General features: G+C 72.1%; 16 protein-coding genes, 5 tRNA genes, 2 pseudogenes and 1 riboswitch. Of the genes and pseudogenes, 14 read left to right on the forward strand and 9 right to left on the reverse strand.

Annotation, left to right across the window (positions count from 1 at the left end; genetic code table 11):
- Positions 1-2: 2 nt before the first annotated feature.
- Genes OJ962_RS06975 through OJ962_RS07005 form a run of 7 tightly spaced genes read left to right on the forward strand, consistent with a single transcriptional unit; the run spans position 3 to position 6,233 of the window.
- Positions 3-1,235: an MFS transporter gene (locus tag OJ962_RS06975; RefSeq protein WP_202957101.1), complete on the forward strand. Its 1,233-nt coding sequence runs from the start codon at positions 3-5 to the stop codon at positions 1,233-1,235.
- Positions 1,198-1,647: a CoxG family protein gene (locus OJ962_RS06980; protein WP_202957100.1), complete on the forward strand. Its 450-nt coding sequence runs from the start codon at positions 1,198-1,200 to the stop codon at positions 1,645-1,647. Before OJ962_RS06975 ends, OJ962_RS06980 begins: the two co-directional genes overlap by 38 nt.
- Positions 1,644-2,555, forward strand: coding sequence for a DMT family transporter (locus OJ962_RS06985; RefSeq protein ID WP_202957099.1), 912 nt, complete (start codon positions 1,644-1,646; stop codon positions 2,553-2,555). Before OJ962_RS06980 ends, OJ962_RS06985 begins: the two co-directional genes overlap by 4 nt.
- Entirely contained in the window at positions 2,552-3,814 is a 1,263-nt protein-coding gene (locus OJ962_RS06990; RefSeq protein ID WP_202957098.1) for a M20 family metallopeptidase, read from the forward strand. The genes OJ962_RS06985 and OJ962_RS06990 overlap by 4 nt, the downstream gene beginning before the upstream one ends.
- Positions 3,815-3,826: 12 nt before the next feature.
- Positions 3,827-5,194: an amidase family protein gene (locus OJ962_RS06995; RefSeq protein ID WP_202957097.1), complete on the forward strand. Its 1,368-nt coding sequence runs from the start codon at positions 3,827-3,829 to the stop codon at positions 5,192-5,194.
- Positions 5,191-5,961, forward strand: coding sequence for an inositol monophosphatase family protein (locus OJ962_RS07000; protein WP_202957096.1), 771 nt, complete (start codon positions 5,191-5,193; stop codon positions 5,959-5,961). Before OJ962_RS06995 ends, OJ962_RS07000 begins: the two co-directional genes overlap by 4 nt.
- Before the next feature lie 29 nt (positions 5,962-5,990).
- Positions 5,991-6,233, forward strand: a complete 243-nt coding sequence (locus OJ962_RS07005) for a DUF6411 family protein (protein ID WP_202957095.1) — start codon at positions 5,991-5,993, stop codon at positions 6,231-6,233.
- A gap of 92 nt (positions 6,234-6,325) precedes the next feature.
- On the opposite strand, the gene OJ962_RS07010 is transcribed toward OJ962_RS07005, so the two are convergent.
- The 3 genes from OJ962_RS07010 to OJ962_RS07020 form a co-directional block, all read right to left on the reverse strand.
- Positions 6,326-6,408: transfer RNA gene (locus OJ962_RS07010), tRNA-Leu, on the reverse strand.
- A 43-nt stretch (positions 6,409-6,451) separates the two neighbouring features.
- Complete coding sequence (locus OJ962_RS07015) at positions 6,452-6,919, reverse strand: hypothetical protein (RefSeq protein ID WP_202957094.1); 468 nt, start codon at positions 6,917-6,919, stop codon at positions 6,452-6,454.
- 105 nt (positions 6,920-7,024) lie between these two features.
- Entirely contained in the window at positions 7,025-8,752 is a 1,728-nt protein-coding gene (locus OJ962_RS07020) for a S8 family peptidase (protein ID WP_202957093.1), read from the reverse strand.
- Positions 8,753-8,796: 44 nt separating this feature from the next.
- Positions 8,797-8,876: riboswitch (cyclic di-GMP riboswitch) on the reverse strand.
- A gap of 244 nt (positions 8,877-9,120) precedes the next feature.
- Here OJ962_RS07020 and OJ962_RS07025 point away from each other — a divergent pair.
- The gene (locus OJ962_RS07025; RefSeq protein WP_270006257.1) at positions 9,121-11,412 is read left to right on the forward strand and encodes a glycerophosphodiester phosphodiesterase; all 2,292 of its coding nucleotides are present in this window, start codon (positions 9,121-9,123) and stop codon (positions 11,410-11,412) included.
- Positions 11,413-11,464: 52 nt separating this feature from the next.
- On the opposite strand, the gene OJ962_RS07030 is transcribed toward OJ962_RS07025, so the two are convergent.
- Together OJ962_RS07030 and OJ962_RS07035 are read right to left on the reverse strand one after the other, a co-directional pair.
- Positions 11,465-11,546: transfer RNA gene (locus OJ962_RS07030), tRNA-Leu, on the reverse strand.
- Between the two features lie 22 nt (positions 11,547-11,568).
- Entirely contained in the window at positions 11,569-12,126 is a 558-nt protein-coding gene (locus tag OJ962_RS07035; protein WP_270006258.1) for a hypothetical protein, read from the reverse strand.
- Positions 12,127-12,241: 115 nt separating this feature from the next.
- Between OJ962_RS07035 and OJ962_RS07040 the strand changes: the two genes are divergently transcribed.
- Positions 12,242-12,312: transfer RNA gene (locus OJ962_RS07040), tRNA-Trp, on the forward strand.
- 94 nt (positions 12,313-12,406) lie between these two features.
- Positions 12,407-14,401 (forward strand): serine/threonine-protein kinase, encoded by a 1,995-nt coding sequence (locus OJ962_RS07045; protein WP_202957090.1) that lies wholly within the window; start codon positions 12,407-12,409, stop codon positions 14,399-14,401.
- On the opposite strand, the gene OJ962_RS07050 is transcribed toward OJ962_RS07045, so the two are convergent.
- A complete protein-coding gene (locus OJ962_RS07050; protein ID WP_202957089.1) occupies positions 14,382-15,065 on the reverse strand; it encodes an FHA domain-containing protein in 684 nt (227 codons plus the stop codon). The genes OJ962_RS07045 and OJ962_RS07050 overlap by 20 nt on opposite strands.
- Before the next feature lie 168 nt (positions 15,066-15,233).
- Here OJ962_RS07050 and OJ962_RS07055 point away from each other — a divergent pair, with 168 nt between their 5' ends.
- A complete protein-coding gene (locus OJ962_RS07055; RefSeq protein ID WP_202957088.1) occupies positions 15,234-17,273 on the forward strand; it encodes a hypothetical protein in 2,040 nt (679 codons plus the stop codon).
- Between the two features lie 92 nt (positions 17,274-17,365).
- Here OJ962_RS07055 and OJ962_RS07060 read toward each other — a convergent pair whose 3' ends face one another.
- Positions 17,366-17,503 (reverse strand): hypothetical protein, encoded by a 138-nt coding sequence (locus tag OJ962_RS07060; RefSeq protein WP_202957087.1) that lies wholly within the window; start codon positions 17,501-17,503, stop codon positions 17,366-17,368.
- A 69-nt stretch (positions 17,504-17,572) separates the two neighbouring features.
- On the opposite strand from OJ962_RS07060, the gene OJ962_RS07065 reads away from it, so the two are divergent.
- Both OJ962_RS07065 and OJ962_RS07070 read left to right on the forward strand, forming a co-directional pair.
- Positions 17,573-17,643, forward strand: a tRNA-Gly gene (locus tag OJ962_RS07065).
- Positions 17,644-17,667: 24 nt separating this feature from the next.
- Positions 17,668-17,741 (forward strand) — tRNA-Pro (locus tag OJ962_RS07070).
- Positions 17,742-17,936: 195 nt separating this feature from the next.
- On the opposite strand, the pseudogene OJ962_RS34335 reads toward OJ962_RS07070, so the two are convergent.
- Both OJ962_RS34335 and OJ962_RS34340 read right to left on the reverse strand, forming a co-directional pair.
- Positions 17,937-18,185, reverse strand: a pseudogene (locus tag OJ962_RS34335) (diguanylate cyclase domain-containing protein); the annotation flags it as partial.
- A 47-nt stretch (positions 18,186-18,232) separates the two neighbouring features.
- Positions 18,233-18,301 (reverse strand): annotated as a pseudogene (locus OJ962_RS34340) (diguanylate cyclase domain-containing protein); the annotation flags it as partial.
- A gap of 337 nt (positions 18,302-18,638) precedes the next feature.
- On the opposite strand from OJ962_RS34340, the gene OJ962_RS07075 reads away from it, so the two are divergent.
- A complete protein-coding gene (locus tag OJ962_RS07075; RefSeq protein WP_202957086.1) occupies positions 18,639-18,929 on the forward strand; it encodes a hypothetical protein in 291 nt (96 codons plus the stop codon).
- Positions 18,930-18,932 lie beyond the last annotated feature (3 nt).

Consider the following 18,932-nt stretch of genomic DNA (forward strand, 5'->3'; position numbering starts at 1 on the left):
CCGTGGCGACGCACCCGCGCGCGTCCGTGTGGCTGGCGATCGTCGCCGCCGTCGGGACGCTGTACGGAGCCCAGGGCATCGCGCCCGCGCTGCCCGCGATGGGCCACGAGCTGGGTGTGAGCGACGCCCAGCTGGGGCTCTTCACGGCGGCCTACATGCTCCCCGCGGTGCTGTTCGCCGTGCCGCTCGGGTACGCGGCGGACCGCTGGGGGCGGCGACGCGTGTTCGTCGCCATGGCGTTGCTGTACTCGCTCGCCGGGGCGGCGCAGGCGGGGCTGGACGACTACTGGGCGTTGCTGGCGCTGCGCTTTGCGCAGGGGATCGGCTTCGGCGGGTTGATGCCGCTGAGCATGACCCTGATCGGCGACGTCCTGCGCGGGCCGGCTCAGCTGCGCGCGCAGTCGCACCGGCAGGTCGGGATGGCGCTCGGGGAGTTCGCGCTGCCGCTGGTGGGCGCCGCGCTCGCGGCCGTCAGCTGGCACGCGGCGCTGGCCGCGCAGGGCGCGCTGCTCCCGCTGGCGCTCGGCGGCCTGCTGTGGCTGGCCGGCACGCGCTCGGACCGCATGGGCCAGGGCTACGCGCGCGAGCTGCGCGGCGCGGTCGGGCAGCCCGGCCTCGTCGGCGTGCTCACGGCGGGCTTCATGCGGATGGTCTGCAAGTTCGCGCTCGTCGCCTACCTGCCACTGCTGCTGGTGAACGGCCGTGGGCTGTCGGTCGGGCAGACGGCGCTCGTGCTGAGCCTCGCCTCCGGCGTCGCGGCGGCGGTCAACCTCGTGATCGTGCGGCTGCTCGCGCGCGTGCCCGCGTCGCGGCTCCTGCGGGTGGCGGTGGTCTTCGTCGGCGCGGCGCTGCTGGGCTTCGCGGTGGTGCCGAACTGGCCGCTCGCGCTCGCCGTCGCCGTGCTGTTCGGTCTCGCCGACGGCACGCTCATGGTGGTCCAGAACGCGCTGGTCACCGAAGCCGCGCCGGCGAACGTGCGCGCCGGTGTGGTCGCGGTGAGCGGCATGACGCGCAACGCCGGGAAGCTGGTCGCGCCGCTGGCGATGGGGGCCATGATCCTGGCCGTCCCGGTGTCGGCGGCGTTCGCGCTCGTCGGGGTGGCCACGCTGGCGACGCTGCCGGCGCTGCGTCCGGTCCGCCGCCTCGACCCGCTGCTGGTACAATCGTATCCAATATCCGAGCCGCCCGGAGGTCGAGTTGCGTCAGGAGTTCCAGGAGACCGTTCGCTTCCCTGACGGCCGCGGCGCCGTCTGGGCCGCGGTCAGCGACATCCCGACCGTGCTGTCGTGGATCTCGATCGTCGGCGAGGCGGAGGTCGTGGCACCCGACGCCCGCTACCGAGTGTTGCTGCAGGACCGGATGGGGCCGTTCAAGCTCAAGGCGGACCTCGACGTGGAGGTCGCCGAGCGGGCGGTGAACGAGCGCATCCGTGCGCGCGGCGACGGCGAGGACCGGCAGATCGGCTCGCGGCTGATCATCGACGTCGAGCTGGTCCTGCGCGACGAGGAAGGCGGCACGGCCGTCGACGTGCACGGCTCCTACGAGGTCACCGGTCGGCCGGCGTCGCTGGGCGCGGCCTCGATCCGCAAGAAGGCGTCGAAGGTCCTGGGTGAGTTCTTCGACAGCGCCCGGCGGGCCCTGGCGTGAAGGGGGTCGCGTTCGTCGCGGCGGGCGCGGCGCTGTGGGGCACGGACGCGCTGTTCCGACGCGGGCTCGCGCTCGAGCTGCCGACGGTCGAGGTCGTGTTCTGGGAGCACCTGCTGCTGGCGGTGATCGCGCTCGCGCTGGTGCTCCCGCGGCGCGCGAACCTGCGCGCGCTCGCACGCCGTGACTGGCTGGCGCTGGGGCTGATCGGCGGCGGATCCTCGGTCGCGGCCACCGTGCTGTTCACCGAGGCGTTCAAGCACGGAGACCCGACGACGCCGCTGCTGCTCCAGAAGCTGCAGCCCGTGTTTGCCGCCGGCGCGGCGTACCTGCTGCTGCGCGAGCGGCTGCGGCCGCGCTACTTCCTGTTCCTGGCCGCCGCGCTCGGCGCGAGCTACCTGGTCGCGTTCTCGGACCCGGGCGACGTGACCGTCGAGCGCCTGCTGCCCGCCGCGCTCGGCGCCGGCGCCGCGCTGCTCTGGGCGCTGGGGACGGTGCTCGGCCGCCACGCCGGCGTGAAGGTCCCGCCGGCCCAGCTGGCGGGCCTGCGGTTCCTGCTCGGGCTGCCGGTGGCGTTCGTGCTGTTCGCCGCCCTCGGCGAGGGCGTGCGGGCCGGGGCGGGCGACGTCCCCGCGATCGTCGCGCTGTCGCTGATCCCGGGGCTGTTCGCGCTGCTGCTCTACTACCGCGGGCTCAAGGACACGCCCGCGGCCACGGCGACGCTCGCGGAGCTGTCGTTCCCGGCCACGGCGCTGATCGTCAACGCCCTCGCATTCGACACGGTGCCGAGCGGGACGCAACTGCTCGGGACGGCGCTGCTCGCTTCCACGGTGGTCGCCCTCACGCTGGGCGAGCACCGCGGCTGGACCGGAGTCTGGATCGATCGACCCAGGAGGGCACGATGGGCATGACGGAGGAGGTCCTCGCACGCGTCGAGGACAGCCGCGAGGACCTGGCCGAGCTCGCGCTGCGGCTCGGCAACACGTACTCGCCGTGGGGCTCGGAGCGGATCCTCGCCCAGGAGGTCGTCGACTGGTACCGCGAGCAGGCCCTGGACGCGGACCTGATGGGCATCACGCCCGCGCGGGCGAACGTCGTCGCGCGGCTGCGCGGCAGCGGCGGCGGCCGTACGCTCGTGTTCAACGCCCACCTGGACACCGAGGCCTCGGGCGAGGAGTACGACCGCCTGATGGCCGTGCCCGACCCCAACCGCGTCGGCGGCCGGCGGGAGGGCGACCGGCTGTTCGGCCACACCATCCTCAACGACCGCGGGCCGATGAGCCTGTTCATGATCGCGGCGCGCGCGCTGCGGGACGCGGGCGCGCCGCTGCGCGGCGACGTGGTGCTGACGTCGGTGGCGGGGGAGACCGGCGCCGCGCCCGTGGACGAGTACCAGGGCGTCGAGTACGAGGGCAAGGGCTTCGGCTCGGACTACCTGGTGCGCCACGGCGTGCGCGGGGACTTCGCGCTCGTGGCCGAGACGACCGACTTCGGCCTGTGCTGGTTCAACTGCGGCGCCGCCTACTACAAGATCACGCTGTCGGGCCGCAACATGTACACGCCGCGCCTGCAGCGCCCCGGGACGCTCGGCGAGCACCCGAACGCGATCGTCAAGGCCGCGCGCGTGGTGGAGGCGATCGAGGCGTGGGCGATCGAGGCCGAGGCGCGTCGCGCGCGGGACACGCCGTGCGGGGAGGTGCGCCCGAAGTCGCAGGTCGGCGCCATCCGCGGCGGGCTGCCGTGGCGGCCCAACCGCTCGTCCCCGTACTGCGCGCTCTACGTGGACGTGCGCACGCTGCCGGACGAGGACGTGGCGGAGCTGACCGCGTCGCTGCAGGCGGCCGTGGACGCGACGGGCACGGGCGGGCGCGTGGAGCTGATCATGTTCAAGCCGGGGTTCGAGGCCGGTGACGAGGTGTCCCCGCTGGCAGACGCCGTGCGCTCGGCCCACGCGGCCGTGCGCGGCAGCGCGCCGCCGCCGCGGGTGGAGACCGCGGTCGTCTCGATGTGGCGCGACACCAACATCTTCAACGGCCACGGCATCCCGTCGCTGACGTTCGGGCCGAGCCGCGGCCAGGCCGACGTCCAGGGCCACGGGTTCTTCGAGCTCGACGACCTCGTCGACGCGGCGAAGATGTACGCCCTGACCGCGTTGCAAGTGGCCGGATAAGGTGCGGTCGGCATGGACGATGCCGACCTCGCCTTCGCCGGAGCGACCCGCCACGCGGAGCTGATCGCCGCCGGCGAGCTCACCTCGCGGCAGCTCACGGAGTTGTTCCTCGACCGGATCGCGCGGCTGGACCCGCTGCTCAACGCGTACCGGGTCGTGTTCCGCGAGCAGGCGCTCGCCCAGGCCGACGCCGCCGACGCGGGCGGCGAGGGCCCGCTCAACGGCGTCCCGATCGCGATCAAGGACGACCTCCATGTCGCCGGCGAGGTCACGGCCTACGGCTGCGACGCCGACCCGCAGCCGCAGCCGGTCCACTCCGAGGTCGTCGCGCGCCTGCGCGCCGCCGGCGCCGTCATCCTCGGCAAGACGCACGTGCCGGAGCTGATGGCGACGCCGTTCACCGAGTCCCCGACGTTCGGCGTCACTCGCAACCCGTGGGACCCGCACCGCACGAGCGGCGGCTCCAGCGGCGGCTCGGCGACCGCCGTCGCGGCCGGCCTGGCGAGCGCGGCGCTCGGCTCGGACGGCGCCGGCTCGATCCGCATCCCCGCCGCGTGCACGCACCTGTTCGGCCTCAAGCCGCAGCGGGGCCGCGTTCCGTCCGCGCCGGACACCGACGCCCATCAGGGCATGGCCGTCTTCGGCCCGCTCACCCGCACCGTCGCGGACGCGGGCCGGATCATGGACGTGATCGCCGACGGCGGCCCGTCGCTGGCGGAAGCCGCCGCCGCCGAGCCGGGCCGGCTGCGCGTTGCGATCTCGACCGGGCTGCCGCCGATCGGCGTCTCGCCCGACGCCGAGCAGCTCGAAGCGGTCGCCTACGCCGCCGCCGTCCTGCGTGAGCTCGGCCACGACGTGCACGAGCGCGAATTCGACTGGGGACTGACGATGGGGAACCGGATACTGACGCGCTTCGTGCGCGGGATCGGCGACATGGCGGTCGAGATCGGCCACCGCGACCGGCTCTCGCGCCGCGCGCGCGGGCTGGCGCGGCTCGGCGTCGCGATCCCGCCGCAGGCCGCGCGCGCCGCCGCCGCACAGGCGGCCGCGGACGCCGAGCGCATGAACCGCATCTTCGACCACGCCGACGTCGTGCTCACGCCGATGTTCACCCGCCGGCCACCGCGCGTGCGCGAGTACGACGGCCGCGGCGGCGCGCGCACGCTGCTGTCGATGACACGCCTGGCGCCCTACAACGCCGCGTTCAACCACACCGGCCAGCCCGCCGTGAGCGTGCCCGCGGGCTTCACGCGCGACCGCTTCCCGCGCGCCGTCCAGCTCGTCGCACCGCCGGATGGCGAAGCACGGCTCGTCTCACTGGCGGCCCAGATCGAGAAGGTCACGGAATGGCCCGCCGAGCGCCCCATGGTGGCCGCATGAGCAACGTCGCCGAGCTGCTGCTGCTGGCCGAGTCGATCGCCCGCGAGACGGGTGCGCTCCTGCGCGACGCGTCCAGCCGCGAGCTGCGCATCTCCGCCAAGTCAACGCCGACTGACCTGGTGTCGGAAGCCGACCACGCCGCCGAGCACCTGATCCGCGAGCGGCTCGCCGCGGCGCGGCCCGAGGACGGCGTGCTGGGAGAGGAGGGCGGCGACGTCGAGGGCTCCAGCGGCATCCGCTGGGTCGTCGACCCGCTCGACGGCACGATCAACTTCCTCTTCGGCATCCCGCAGTGGTGCGTCTCGATCGCGGCCGAGGACGCGTCCGGCACGCTCGTCGGCGTCGTCTACGACCCGTCGCGCGACGAGCTGTTCTCCGCCGCGCGTGGCGGCCCGGCCACGCTGGACGGGCGCGAGATCACCGGCTCGACCAAGGCGGACATGGCCACGGCGCTGGTCGGCACCGGCTTCGGCTACGACGCCGAGGTCCGCCGCGCGCAGGCTGCGGTGGTCGCGCGGCTGCTGCCCGACGTGCGTGACATCCGGCGCTTCGGCGCCGCCGCCATCGATCTCGCGTGGACCGCCTGCGGGCGCCTGGACGCCTACTACGAGCACGGCCTGAACCCGTGGGACTTGGCGGCCGGCGGCTTGATCTGCGAGTGCGCCGGACTGGAAGTCAGGCCATTGGAACCGGTCGGTCCGTCCGCTCCGGGTGTCGTTGTGGGCCCGTCCACGCTCGTTGACGCGCTCGCTCCCCGGCTGGCCTGAATCGCCGAGGTCCGGGGTATGGCAACGGCATGCTCATCGCCGGTGTCATCGCACTCTGTGTCGTCATCCTGATCCTGGCCTTCCTGTTCCCGAAGCTGTCGCACCACCCACAGCGCGGGTCCCAGAAGGCGTTCGGGATGGGCGGCCGCGGCGCCAGCAAGGCCCCAGGCAAGCTCGGGACTTGGCTCGCGAAGCCGTTCCACTCGTCCAGCAAGGCAGTCGGCAAGTCCGGCTCCGCGGGCCGCAAGGGCCGCGGCAAGCTGCCCCTTTGAGTGTCTGCGGACTTCGTCCACGGACACTCAACACCGAACCGCTGACGCGGTTCTCGACTGCTGAGCGCGCGGCCAGCGCCGCGCGCCTGTAGTGCCCAGGGCGGGACTCGAACCCGCACCCCCTTTCGGAGAGAGGTTTTTGAGACCTCCGCGTCTGCCATTCCGCCACCTGGGCCGGGCGCGCTTATCTTAGGCGGCGCGCGACGCGCGGATCGGCGTCAAGCCGCCGCGGCCTCGCGCCGGCGCTCGACCTCGACGTTCCACTTCTGGCGGAACCCGATCATCGCGGTCAGGATCAATGCGACCTGCAGGACGGCGAGCAGGGCGCAGAACAGGCCGAGCACGCCGGAGGAGATGGCGGGGTCGGTGAACCCGACTTTGTCGCGGTCGAACCAGGCCGGCGCGGCGACGGCGGCGAAGATCCCGAGGATGATCGCGAGCGCCGCGGTCATCGGCAGCACGCCGCGGCTCCAGCGCGCGACGAACAGCGCGAGCACGACGTAGAGGGGGATGAACGCGACCTGGATGAGCTTCGCGCCCTCGAACGTGTCCCACCCGCCGAGCGAGACGATGAGCACGACGCCCGCGCTCGCGAGCAGGAGCACGATCACCACGAGGCGGGCGAGCTGCGACGACGCCTTGCGGCGGTTGGGGTGCTCGATGACCACGCGGTCGTCGTCGGCCATGGTCGGCGCGACGATAGCGCGAGGGCCGGGCGGCTTGCGCCACCCGGCCCTCGTCGTCGATGGATGTCTAGGGTCGGGCCTTGCGGCCCCAGCTGGCGCGGTTTCTCACTGGACCGCCTCCGGCGCCGAGGTCTCGGCGGGCGTCTCGGGCTGGTCCGCCGGGACTTCGGCGTCGGCCGGGATCGGCGCCTCGAGCGAGCCGGTCTGCTCGGCCTCCTCCAGCAGCTGCGCGTACTGCGCGGCCTCGGCGCTGGCGTCCTCACCCGCGCTGGACCAGGTGCTGCGGCTCCAGGTGGACCGCTGCGGGTCGATCGCGCCGCCCATCGCGGCGCAGGTGCCGCAGGACCAGGTGGAGCGGGCCCACGAGGCGCTGAGCGCGCTCGGCGCCGCGCTCCAGGTGGAGCGGGTCCACTTGCTGATGTCGACGCCCGCACGATTGGCGTAGTCGATCAGCGTGTTCGGCTGCAGGCGGACGTTGACCGCCGGGACGGCCTGCGTGGGCGTGTAGAGCGCGCGCTCGACGTCGATCGCGCCCGTGCCCGTCTTGTTGCCGGCGACGGGCTTGTCGGTGCCCATCAACAGCGCCTTGACCTGGTCCGGCGTCAGGTTCGGGCGGGCCTGCAGAAGCAGGGCGACCGCGCCGGAGACCACCGGAGCGGCCATCGAGGTGCCGCCGGCCTTGAAGTACTGGCCGCCGATCGCGCAGTTCGGGCACAGGGCCGCGAACGCGCTGCTGGGGGAGAGCACGGAGACCATGTGCGCGCCCGGGGCGACGACCTCCGGCTTGGTGATGCCGTCCTGCGTGACGCCGGTGGAGGACCAGTCGGCGCGGGCGCCGCGGCCGTGGTTGGCGCTCTCGTCGATGCCGCCGACCGAGATCACGAACGGGTCATTGGCCGGGGCGTACTGGACGGCGTCGGCGGAGGCGCCGCGGTTGCCCGAGGCGACGACCACGACGATGCCCTTCTGCCACGCGTACTCGACGGCCGCGTCGAGCGGGTCGGTCTTGTAGGACTGCGGCGTGTCGCTCGCGAGCGAGAGGTTGAGCACGCGCAGGTTGAACTGCGCCTTGTGGTCGACGGCGAACGCGATGCCGTTGATCACGTCGAGCACGGTCGAGTTGCCGGCGTCGTCGGACGCCTTGATCGCGATCAGGTTGGCGCCCGGCGCCATGCCGACGTACTTGCCCTTGAACGGGTCGTTCGCGGGGCGGTGTGACGAGTCGCCGGCGATGATGCCGGCGACGTGCGTGCCGTGGCCGAGGCCGTCGCCCGGCGTCGCGGCGCCCGGCGAGGTGATCACGTTGGCGACGATGCGGGTGTTGCCCGCGGCGTCCTTGAAGTCGGGCTGATCACCCGCGATGCCGGTGTCGATCACGCCGACGCCGATGCCAGCGCCGGTGATGCCGCGCGCCCACAGCTTGTCCGCGCGCGTGGTCTTGGGGTAGCTCGTGGCGAGCTGGTTCGCGTTCAGGCCCGTGCTGCGCACACGCGTGTTGAGCGTGAGGCCGACGACCTTGGCGTCCTTCGCCAGCACCTTCGCCTGCTTGGCGGGCAGCTTGACGACGAGGCCGTGGATGAACGGGACCTTGCCGGTGACCTTGCCGCCATGGGCCTTGACGAGCTTCGTCGCGGCCTTCTCGGCGAAGGTCGGGTTGAACTGGACGATCGCCTCGACCGTCTTGTTCGGCGTCTTGGACGCGGCCGTGGCGAGGCGCGCCTGCGCGCTGGGGGCGGCGTTCGCCACCGTGATGCCGACGGCGAACGGCGCGACCGCGGCCACGACGGCGACGGTCAGCCGGCTACGCCAGCGATGCTTCGTGTATTGGGACATGCAGGGCACCTCCTTGTGCCACTTTCAAAAGCGAGTTCTTGAAAGTCGGCGGCCGAGCTGTCTCCGTTCGTGGAGACCTCTAGCTTTGCGTCCCCGCCTCGCGACGGGTTTGCCTTTTTCAACCCTGTTGATCGGGGTGTCGACCGCAACCGGGTCGGGGTTTAGACCACCTGGACGCTCGTTCGATCAATTCAATCGGGGGGATGACCGATGCCTCGTCACCCGGCAGGGCGGGAAAACGCCGCACTCCCCCGTGGGGGTGGGCCTCTCCGCGTCGGTCGTTTCAATCCGGCCGCACCGGTACGGCGTCCCCGACGGTGACGATTCGTTAACGAATCGGCGTGAGCGCAGGTCTAGCTTCGCCCGGCGTGAGAAGAACATCACGCGCGCTGCTCGCGGCGCTGGCCGTCGCCACGACCCTGCCGAGCGCTGCGCTCGCCGCGGATCCGGTCGTCGACGAGTCGTTCGACGCCGGCACGCTGCCCGCCGGCTGGACCGCCCGTGAAGGGACGTGGGACGTCACCGGCGGCCGGCTCGTCGGCCGCTCGACCTCGTCGTCGCAGATCTCGCGATTGACGTTCGGCCCGCGCCTGGAGAACTACCGCTTCGAGGCGACCGTGCGCTTCGACTCGCTGGTCAACGGGGACGGAACCCGCTGGACCGCGCTGGCGCTGGACATGCCCGCGACGGGCGCGCCGCCGTGGTGGCAGGCGGCGATGCGCTCCAACACCACGGCCGCGAACGGCACCGAAGTCGCTCAGCGGACCGCCGCCAACGCCTGGAACGTGCCGGCGACGGCGCCCGCGCCGCGCGCCGCCGGCGTGGGCCGTGACGTGCGCGTGGCGATCGAGGTGTACGGCCGCAAGGCGCGCTGGTTCTTCGACGGAACGCTGGTGCAGGAGGCGAACGTGCTGACCCGCTCCGCTGACGGCCGCCTCGGCTTCGTGGCCAACGGCTCCACCGTGTCCTTCGACGACGTGGTCGTCACCGCGCTCGAGCCGGAGTCCCTGGTCCGGCCGAACGACCGCGCCACGGTCCCGGCCGTGGTCGCCCATCGCGGCTACTCGGCCGTCGCGCCCGAGAACACGCTGGCCGCCATGGAAGCCGGTTCGCGCGCCGGCGCCGACTGGGTGGAGATCGACGTCGCCACCAGCGCCGACGGCGTTCCCTACGTCCTGCACGACAACACCGTCGACCGCACCACGGCGGGCACCGGCGCGCTGAACACGCTGCAGTCGGGCGTGCTGGACACGCTGGAGGCCGGCGAGTGGTTCTCGCCCGTGTTCGCGGGCGAGAAGCTCCCGCGCTTCTCCGACGCGCTGGACCAGCTGCAGCGCCAGTCGGCCGACCTGCTGCTCGAGATCAAAGGCCCCGAGACGCGCGCCGAGATGGAGCGCATCATCGGCATGGTCCGCGACCGCGGGCTGATCGGCCGCGTGCTGCTGCAGAGCTTCGACGAGCAGGTGCTGCGGGACTCCTACGCGATCGAGCCGTCGCTGCGGCTCGGCCTGCTGCGCTCCTCACTGGACGCCGACCCGGTCGCGAAGGCGAAGGAGCTGCACGCGATCGCCTACAACCCGGCCGGCGACGCCCTCGCCACACGCCCGTCGATCATCGCCGACCTGAACGCTGCCGGCATCGCCGTGATGCCCTACACGCTCGACCACCCCGACCAGTGGCTGCGGGCCCGCGACTTCGGCGTCGACGGCATCATCACCAACAAGCCTGGCGAGCTCTGGGGCTGGAACGCCCGCTACAAGCAGGGCGGCGTCCCGAACCCGCCCAAGGCCGTCATCAAGTCGCCCGTCGCCGGCGCGGTGTTCTCGCGCGAGGACGAGCTCCTGTTGGCGTTCGACACCGCCGACTCGGCCGTCGCCGCGACGCTCGACGGCGAACCGGTCGTCGAGGGCGCGACCATCCCGGTCGCTTCGCTGTCGCTGGGCGAGCACGTCGTCCGGCTCGTCTCGACATCCGCGAGCGGCGAGCAGGCCGAGGCCGAGGCACGGTTCACCGTCGCCCCCTCCGTCGCCGGCGTGGCCTCGCTGATCGCCACCCACCGCGGCATCCCGAACGCCCAGCGCGTCCTCCTGCTCGAGATGGCGCTGTCTGCGTCCTGGAAGCGCCTGCTCGACTTCGTCGACGCGCACGACTCCGAGCTCGGCGAGCAAGTGGCCAAGCTGCTGACCGCCGACGCGACCGCCCTGCGCGCCATGCACGGCGACGGCCCGAGCCAGCCCGGCGAGCCGATCCAGGGCCCGCCCGGCCCCGCCGGCCCTGCCGGTGCTGACGGCGCGCCCGGTCCCGCGGGCCCGATCGGCGCTGCCGGCCCGGCGGGTCCCGCCGGGCCGGCGGGTCCCGCCGGCCCGGCCCGCCCCCAGGGCCCGAAGGGGGACAAGGGCGACACCCTCGACGTCCCCGTGACGTGCGGCCTGTCCTCCCACCGCAAGGCGATCTCCTGCACGATCAAGACCATCGTCCCGACCTCGACCTTCAAGGGCACGGCCCGCCTCCAGGGCACCAAGGCCGCCAAGAAGATCGCCGGCACCGGCAAGACCAAGTTCCGCCTGAAGTCGACCAAGCGCCTCAAGAAGGCGCCCAAGGTCGTCCTGACGCTCCGGAGCGGCACCCGCTCGAAGGCCGTCACCGTCCGCGCCCGCTGACCGCAGCGCACCGGCCCGCCGCCACGCGCGGCGGGCCGGCCGTGCGCGTGAGTGCGGGCGGAGGGACTCGAACCCCCACGCCTTGCGGCACCGGCACCTAAAGCCGGCGTGTCTACCAATTCCACCACGCCCGCGGGGGCCGCCCATGGTACGCCGTCACGCCTTGGGGCCGACGTGCTCGTCGAGCAGCGCGACGCTTCTGCGGTGCGAGATCGAGATGTTGCGGGCGTTCGACTTGGTCCAGCGGAGGCCGAGCTGCTCGCACGTCGCGCAGAACAGCCCGCGGATGTCGGCTGAGATGTTGGAGAAGAAGTAGCGGGTGTAGGAGTACTCCGCGACTCGTCCGCTCGGCAGCTTGGTCTTGAACGTGTTCGTCGTGCGGCAGCCGTCCGAATGGATCAGACCGCGAAGAAATGCCCACGAATGCTCGTCGACGATGGCCTGCTGCCAGTCCTCGAGCACGATTGGGCGCTCGTGCTTGCGACCAACGCCGTGCTGTGGAAACGCGTCCGGCCACCGCGTCCAACAGCTCGCGATGCGGACGCTGTTCTGCGTCGGGTGAGGGTTCACGTTGGCCACACGCCCCGGCACGGCCGCGACGATCGCCTCGCAGCATCGGGCGATGAGCAGCGGATACGCGCTGTCCGCGGTGATCACGAGTTGGTATGTGCGGGGCGGCTTGCCGATGTAGCCGTCGCCGAGATACCAACCCAAGAGGTAGGCGTAGGCCTCCCGATCAGCCGGCTCCCATGGCACGAACGTATGTTCGCTCGAGCCTCGGACGGATCGACGGCGCGGCGGTCACTACAATGATCGCCCGGCCGGCCCTGGGGGACTGGTGTAACGGGAACATAGGGGTCTCCAAAACCCTTGCTCGAGGTTCGATTCCTCGGTCCCCCGCTCTTCCGGCGCACCTGCGCCACCTTCGCGCACCCTGGCCGTTACGACAGGGTGCATGCTGTTCCAGGACCCGCGGTCGATATACCTCTCGCCGATGGGTGAACTGGAGCCCGGCAGCGTCTTCGCCGGCCACAGGATCGAGATGGTGGCGGGGCGGGGCGGGATGGGCGTCGTCTATCGCGCCACCCAGCTGGCGCTCGATCGCACGGTCGCGCTGAAGGTCATCGCCGCCGGGCTGCTCGAGGACCAGACGGTCCGCGCCCGCTTCGTGCGCGAGTCGAAGATCGCGGCGAGCATCGATCACCCGAACGTGATCCCGATCTACTACGCGGGCGAGGAGCAGGGCATCGCCTACATCGCGATGCGCTACGTCGCCGGGGACGACGTCCGCAGCCTCGTCCGGCGCGAAGGCCCGCTCGCCTCGCAGCGCGCCGCCCACATGGTGGCCCAGACGGCCAGCGCGCTCGACGCCGCGCACGCCGCCGGCCTCGTGCACCGCGACGTCAAGCCCGCGAACGTCCTGCTCGGCCCCGAGGACCACGTCTACCTCACGGACTTCGGCCTCACCAAGCACGCGCTCAGCATCGCCGGCACGACGAAGCCCGGCCACTGGGTCGGGACGCTGGACTACGTCGCGCCCGAGCAGATCCGCGGGGAGCGCGTCGACGCCCGCGCAGACGTCTACGCCCTCGGCTGCCTGCTGCACTACACGCTGACCGGCGAGGTCCCGTACAAGCGCGAGGGGGACGAGGCCCGCCTGTGGGCCCACCTCAACGATCCGCCGCCCAAGCCGTCGGCGCACGGGGCGCCCGCCGCCTTCGACGAGGTCATCGCCAGAGCCCTCGCCAAGGACCCCGAAGCCCGCTACCCGTCCGCCGGGGATCTCGGCCGGGCAGCGAGAGCCGCGGCGGTCAACGACAGACCGCAGGAGAAGGAGCGGCTGGTCGCCAAGGGCGCCGCCGCGCCGGTCGAGTCGCCCACGGTGAGCGCCGCGCGGCCTGCCCCTCAGGCTCAAGACGAGGCTGAGACTCACGTCCAGGACCGCTCCAACCCCGGCGTCAAGCGCCGCCGCGCGCTGCTCGTCACCGCGCTGTTCGCCGCGGCGGGGGCGGGCATCGCGGCCGCGGTCGCGCTCGGCCTCGGCGACGGGGACGGCCCGGTTGCGCGGGCCACGCCGACCCCCACGCCGACCGCGACCCCCACGCCCGCCGGCGACGAGCCGCGCGTCGCGAAGGAGATCACGATCGGCCGTCGCCCGAACGTCGTCCGCGCCTACGGCGACAACGTCTACGTCGGCTCGTTCCGACAGGACCGCATCCGCATCGTCTCGGCCAAGACGGGCCAGGTGCGTTCCTATGCGCCGAAGGTCGGCATCGGCGTCAACGACGGTGCGTTCGGCTTCGGCTCGCTATGGCTGGCGATCGGCCGCGACAACCGGGTGGTGCGGCTCGACCAGCGCACCGGCCGCCCGGACGGCGCCCCCATCAGCGTCCCCGGCCCGCCCGGCGCGGTGGCGACCTCCAAGAACGCCGTCTGGGTCGCGCTCGTCCCGGGCGAGGGCGCGCCGGACCGGCTGCTCAAGCTCAACCCGCGGACCGGCGCGACCGAGGCGAGCGTCGAGTACCCGTACGGGATCGGGTCGCTCGCGGCGAGCCCGAGCGCGCTGTGGGTCGCCGCCCGCCGGCGCGCGCGGGTCCAGCGCGTGAGCCTGGACACCGGCCGGGTCGTCAAGACGATCCGCGTCGGCAACAACCGCAGCGAGGACCTTGCCTACCGCGACGGCGCGCTATGGGCCGCCGTGCCCAAGGACAACGCCGTCTACAAGATGACGACCGCGACCGGCGACCGGATCCCGATCAGCGTCGGCCAGCAGCCGCGCCAGCTCGCGCTCGGCGACGGCGTCGTCTACGTCACCAACTACAGCTCCAGCGACCTCTACACGATCGACGAGCGGAGCTCGCGCGTGGTCGGCGACCCGCTGCGGCTGTCCGTGAACCCGTTTTCGCTGGCGGTCGACGAAGACACGCTGTGGGTCTCCAGCCAGCCCGAGAACAAGCTCAGCCGCGTGGTCACAGGTCGCGGCGGGTGATCACGCCGGTCCGCATCGCCTGAAGCGCGAGCGAGGCGCGCTTCTGGTTCTGCGGCAGCGCGTCCACGCCGAAGACCTCGAACAGCGCCCGCAGCGTCGACTTGACGGCGTCGACCGAGACGACCAGTTCGTCCGCGATCTGCTGGTTGGTCGCGGGCGTGGCGTACGTCGAGTCCTTGAACGGCCGGCACAGCGCGATCAGCACCCGTCGCTGCGCGGGGGTGAGCAGCTCGCCGACGTGCGGACCCATCGCCGTGACGGTGGGCCGTGACACCGACTCGCCCGCGGGCGTGCGGAAGGCGAGCGTCACGCCGCCCACCGCGAGCACGTCTCCGTCCTTGAGCCGCTGCCGCGACGTCACCCGCGTCCCGTTGAGATAGGTGCCGTTGTGCGAGAGGCCGTCGTCGACCACGGTCCAGTCCGCGCCGATCCGCTCCAGCGCCGCGTGCACGCGCGAGATCTCGCTGTCCCAGTCGAGCACGACGTCGTTCGACGGGCGGCGGCCGATCGTCACCTGCTCGGTCCCGGGCGCGAGCTCGACGATCACCTGCAGGTCGTCCGCGTCCCGGTAGACCAGGAACGGCGTGCCGCGCCGCTCGGCGGCGATCCGCTCCTTGAGGTCCTGCGGGGTGGCGACGTGGGCGTCCAGCGGGGAGTCGGGCACGCGTGCAGCGTAAACGGGACGGCGGCGCGCGTGGGGGCCACCAAGGGGTGAATCCGAGCTCCACCTCGGGGGTGGGCGCTTCCACCCTTGGCGAATAGGCACGCCCCCGGGCTTCCGGGATCGTCTGGGTCACTCCCCAGGAAAGGCCCCAACTTGATTCGCTCCCTCTTGGCCGCCCTCGTGGCGGTCCTGCTCCTCGCTGCGCCCGCGTCGGCCATGGACGACGCCGGCTACTTCCGCGTCGCCGACGAACTCCAGCAGACCTTGAACTCCCGCTGGGATGGCGACGCCGGCTACTACAAGCTCGGTGGTGGTGGTGTCGAGCCGATGGCGAACTCGATGCTGCTGCTCACCCACTCGGTCGCGGCGATGAAGGGCTGGACCGGGCCCTCGAGGAACGACGCGCGAGCGCGCGCCCTCGCCGCCCGGCTCGTCAGACCCGGCGGCCCGTACGTGACCAAGCCCGCGGCCGGCCAGGCCCACGCGCCCGGGTGGGTGAACTCGATGAGCGGCCGCGGCGGGCAGCACCTGGTGTTCGACGCGGAGGTCGTCGACGGCCTCGTGTACGCCTATCGCGCGCGGCAGGAGCTCGACCTGCCCGCTTCGACCGTGCAGGGCATCCGCGAGGCGATCCACCGCACCGTGCGCGGGCCGTTCTGGCGCTGGCCGACCATTCGCTTGAATCAGGTCAACTGGTACTCGCTGATGTACGCGGCGGACGCGACCGTGACCGGCGACCGCACCCTGCTGCGGAGGGACATGTCGCTGCAGCTGCGGCGCTTCTTCGCCCAGGCCCGTGCGGGCGGCGCCGGCTCGAGGATCGGCAACTTCGGCCCCGGCATGCGCTTCCACTACCTGCCGCACATGCCGCTCAACGTCGACAAGAACGTCGACAGCGCCGAGTACGCGAACATCGTCCTCACCTTCACGCGCTTCTACGACCAGGCCCGGCGCGCCGGCATGCCGCAGCTGCCCGCCTCCTCGCGCGCGCTCGCGCAGCAGTGGATCAAGCGCGTGATCAGCGGCTACTGGACCCACAGCGGGTACATGAACTGGGACTCCGGCCTCGGCTTCGACCGCTGGCACCAGGGCAAGAAGTTCGGGCTCACGCAGGAGGCGCTGATCGGCGTCGCGACCGGCGCGCAGTCCCTGCTCCCCGGTGCCGAATGGGCGCGCTACGCCAAGTACATGCTCGACCGCGGGCTGGAGTTCTACGTGCGCGAGTCCGAGCGCGCCGGCGGCGTCCCCGACCCGCTGTTCTTCGATGTCAACACGGTGCCGCAGGGCGAGGGCTCCGCCCGGCTCGCCGTCGCTCGCGTGATGGCCAACGCCGCGCGGGCCGTGGACGCCGGCATGGGCGCGATGCGCGCGCAGGAGCCGCCGTCGCTCTACGCGTTCGACCCGGACATCGGCCGCCTCGCCGTGACGACGCCCAAGTACAACACCGCGATCGTCGCCGTCAACCAGAAGGCCTTCCCGTACGGCGGACTGGACCTCGCGCGGCTGTTCGACGGTGAGCAGGACGTGGTGTCCAACATCGGTGGCCGTCCGCCGGCCTCCTTCGGCCTGATGGTCCGCGACGTCGCCGGCCGTCGCGTGACCGCCTCGCAGGTCGGACGGTCGCGCGTGTCGGCCGGCGTGCGACCCCTGACGCTGTTGCGCGCGCCGTCCGGTGCCGGTGCCGTGTCCTCGGCGTCGGTGGGCCGCGCCTACGCCGGTGCGTTCCGCGACCTGCGCGTGACCGGCGCCGTGAGCGCACGCGGTCTGCTGACGCGGGTCACCCACCGCTTCACCCGGGACTGGATCCAGACGTCCTGGACCGCGACCCGCCGCAGCGGCACCGCCCGCTACACCGCCGACGTGCTGTTCCCCTCGTGGGGAGGACGGGACGCCCGAGTGACCGCCGTGCTGCGCGACGGCTCGAAGGTCACGGTGGGCTCACGCCTGGTCCGGCTCACGTCCGTGAAGTACCTGTGGGTGCAGAGCGAGCGGTCAGGCTACGTCGTCGTGCCCGTCGGCACGCGGCCCGCCGGCGCCGGCGTGCACACGTTGCGCGTGAGCGCCCAGAGCTCCGACCCCCGCCCCGGCCCCACCGCCGCGATCCAGATCGCCCGCGCCAAGCGCTTCAGCCGCGCCGCCCTGACCGTCCGCCTCGCCCCCGTCCAGGACGAGGCTGAGGCGGCCGCCACGGCAGCGCAGCTCGGATGACCCGAATGATGGTGCGAAAGCTCCCGTAGACCCTGCCCGGACGTGCCGGTCGTCGTCCCCCTCCTCCCACGGAGGGCGGCGACGGCGTCCGCTCAGCGCTGCGGTGGCTCGACGAGAACCAGCTTCCCCCGGTTCAGCATCTGCGCGATTGCACAGGCCTTCTCGATCTGCGAGTAGGTGTACCGAACGGGGTTATGCAGGGTCTCGATGTGGACGCCAGGGATCTGCATGGACCCATGATTCCCCGAAAGCCCTCCTTCCCAACACGCGCGGCGATATCATGGCGCCCGAGTCGGCCCGCGGGCGAAGTGTTGTGGTTGCACAGGAGCCTTCCAAGCTCTTAGGGCGGGTTCGATTCCCGTCGCCCGCTTCGCTAGGGTCGGCGAACACACATCGGGGAGTGGCGCAGTCTGGTAGCGCACCCGGCTGGGGGCCGGGCGGTCGCAGGTTCAAATCCTGTCTCCCCGACTTGACGAAGGCCGCGCAACCGCGGCCTTTCGGCGTGTCAGAGCCGGTCGCCGACACGGCCGCTGCAAACTGGGTGCAATTGCTGCTCCTCGCCCCTATAAGGGCCATGCCACAACAACACGGCGCCGTCCGTATCGCTTCAAAGAGACCTCGCGTAGCACGCGCGCGCATCGAGGCGTCGAAGAGCTCGTGCTGGTTGCCGCCGGACTCCTTGGCCCGGTGCATGGCAGTGTCCGCATCGCGAATGACATCCTCGGCCGCCGCCGCGCCGTCGGCTGTCAGCGCGATGCCGATGCTGGCGCTGATCGTGAAGGTTCCGGACTCGAGCAGAATCGGCGCCTCGCGCGCGCGGAGCAGCCGGCGTGCGAGATGGACTGCCTCGAGCTCTTGGCCGAGGTCCTCGCACAACACGACGAACGCGTCGCCGCCGAGTCGCGCCAGCGTGTCGCTGCCGCGGGGCGCGGGACTGCAGCCTTTGGGACGACCGCCTCGAGGAGGTCGTCGCCGGCGGCATGGCCGAAGCCGTCGTTGACCGCTTTGAAGCGATAGAGATCCAGCACGAATACACGTGTCGCTCAAGGCGACGCCGGACCGAGGTGCGTCAAGGCGGGCTGACGTCTGTTTACACATGGCGGCGGGCGGGGTAGGTCGTGAGGGTCGAGGGCAGTGAGGTCGACACTCGAACCAAGCGAGTGTCGAACCGTTGACTTCGTCGGACCGATGGCGCCGCACGCTCCGTCCCGCGTCCGCGACTTGCGCTCTCGCCATCCGGCCGGACCGAGTCGCCGGCCCGTAATTGCTGCGACCGCGCGGTCCGCCCCTCGCGACTTTCTTCTCCGTGCCGCATCAGCGACGCGTGTCCGATGTCGCGACGACAACGAAACCCAGGAGGCCGACATGGCCGCAGCACCCGCATCCGAGCGAACCCACACGCGCTCAGACTCCACTTCGGTCCGGCGCAGCACCGAGACCAAGGCCGCGTTCAAGACCACCGAGCTGATCGCGTACGTCGCGGCCGTCGTCGCCGTGCTGATCGCCGCGATGGTGGTCGATGAGAGCAACGCCGGCGGCTTCGGCGCTCAGCAGGCGTGGCTGTACGTGACGCTGCTGACCGTGGGCTACATGATCAGCCGCGGGCTGGCGAAGTCCGGCAGCCGTGACCCGTACACCGCCGACCGCGACCACTAAGCC

Source organism: Solirubrobacter deserti (assembly GCF_027587175.1).
GTDB classification, from domain to species: Bacteria; Actinomycetota; Thermoleophilia; order Solirubrobacterales; family Solirubrobacteraceae; genus Solirubrobacter; species Solirubrobacter deserti.

Coding starts and splice junctions, on each gene's coding strand:
- OJ962_RS06990 (WP_202957098.1), top strand. CDS start 2,552: ATGACGGAGGAGGTCCTCGCACGCGTCGAGGACAGCCGCGAGGACCTG.
- OJ962_RS06995 (WP_202957097.1), top strand. CDS start 3,827: ATGGACGATGCCGACCTCGCCTTCGCCGGAGCGACCCGCCACGCGGAG.
- OJ962_RS07005 (WP_202957095.1), top strand. CDS start 5,991: ATGCTCATCGCCGGTGTCATCGCACTCTGTGTCGTCATCCTGATCCTG.
- OJ962_RS07045 (WP_202957090.1), top strand. CDS start 12,407: ATGGGTGAACTGGAGCCCGGCAGCGTCTTCGCCGGCCACAGGATCGAG.
- OJ962_RS07000 (WP_202957096.1), top strand. CDS start 5,191: ATGAGCAACGTCGCCGAGCTGCTGCTGCTGGCCGAGTCGATCGCCCGC.
- OJ962_RS07015 (WP_202957094.1), bottom strand. CDS start 6,919: ATGGCCGACGACGACCGCGTGGTCATCGAGCACCCCAACCGCCGCAAG.
- OJ962_RS07020 (WP_202957093.1), bottom strand. CDS start 8,752: ATGTCCCAATACACGAAGCATCGCTGGCGTAGCCGGCTGACCGTCGCC.
- OJ962_RS07075 (WP_202957086.1), top strand. CDS start 18,639: ATGGCCGCAGCACCCGCATCCGAGCGAACCCACACGCGCTCAGACTCC.
- OJ962_RS07060 (WP_202957087.1), bottom strand. CDS start 17,503: ATGCAGATCCCTGGCGTCCACATCGAGACCCTGCATAACCCCGTTCGG.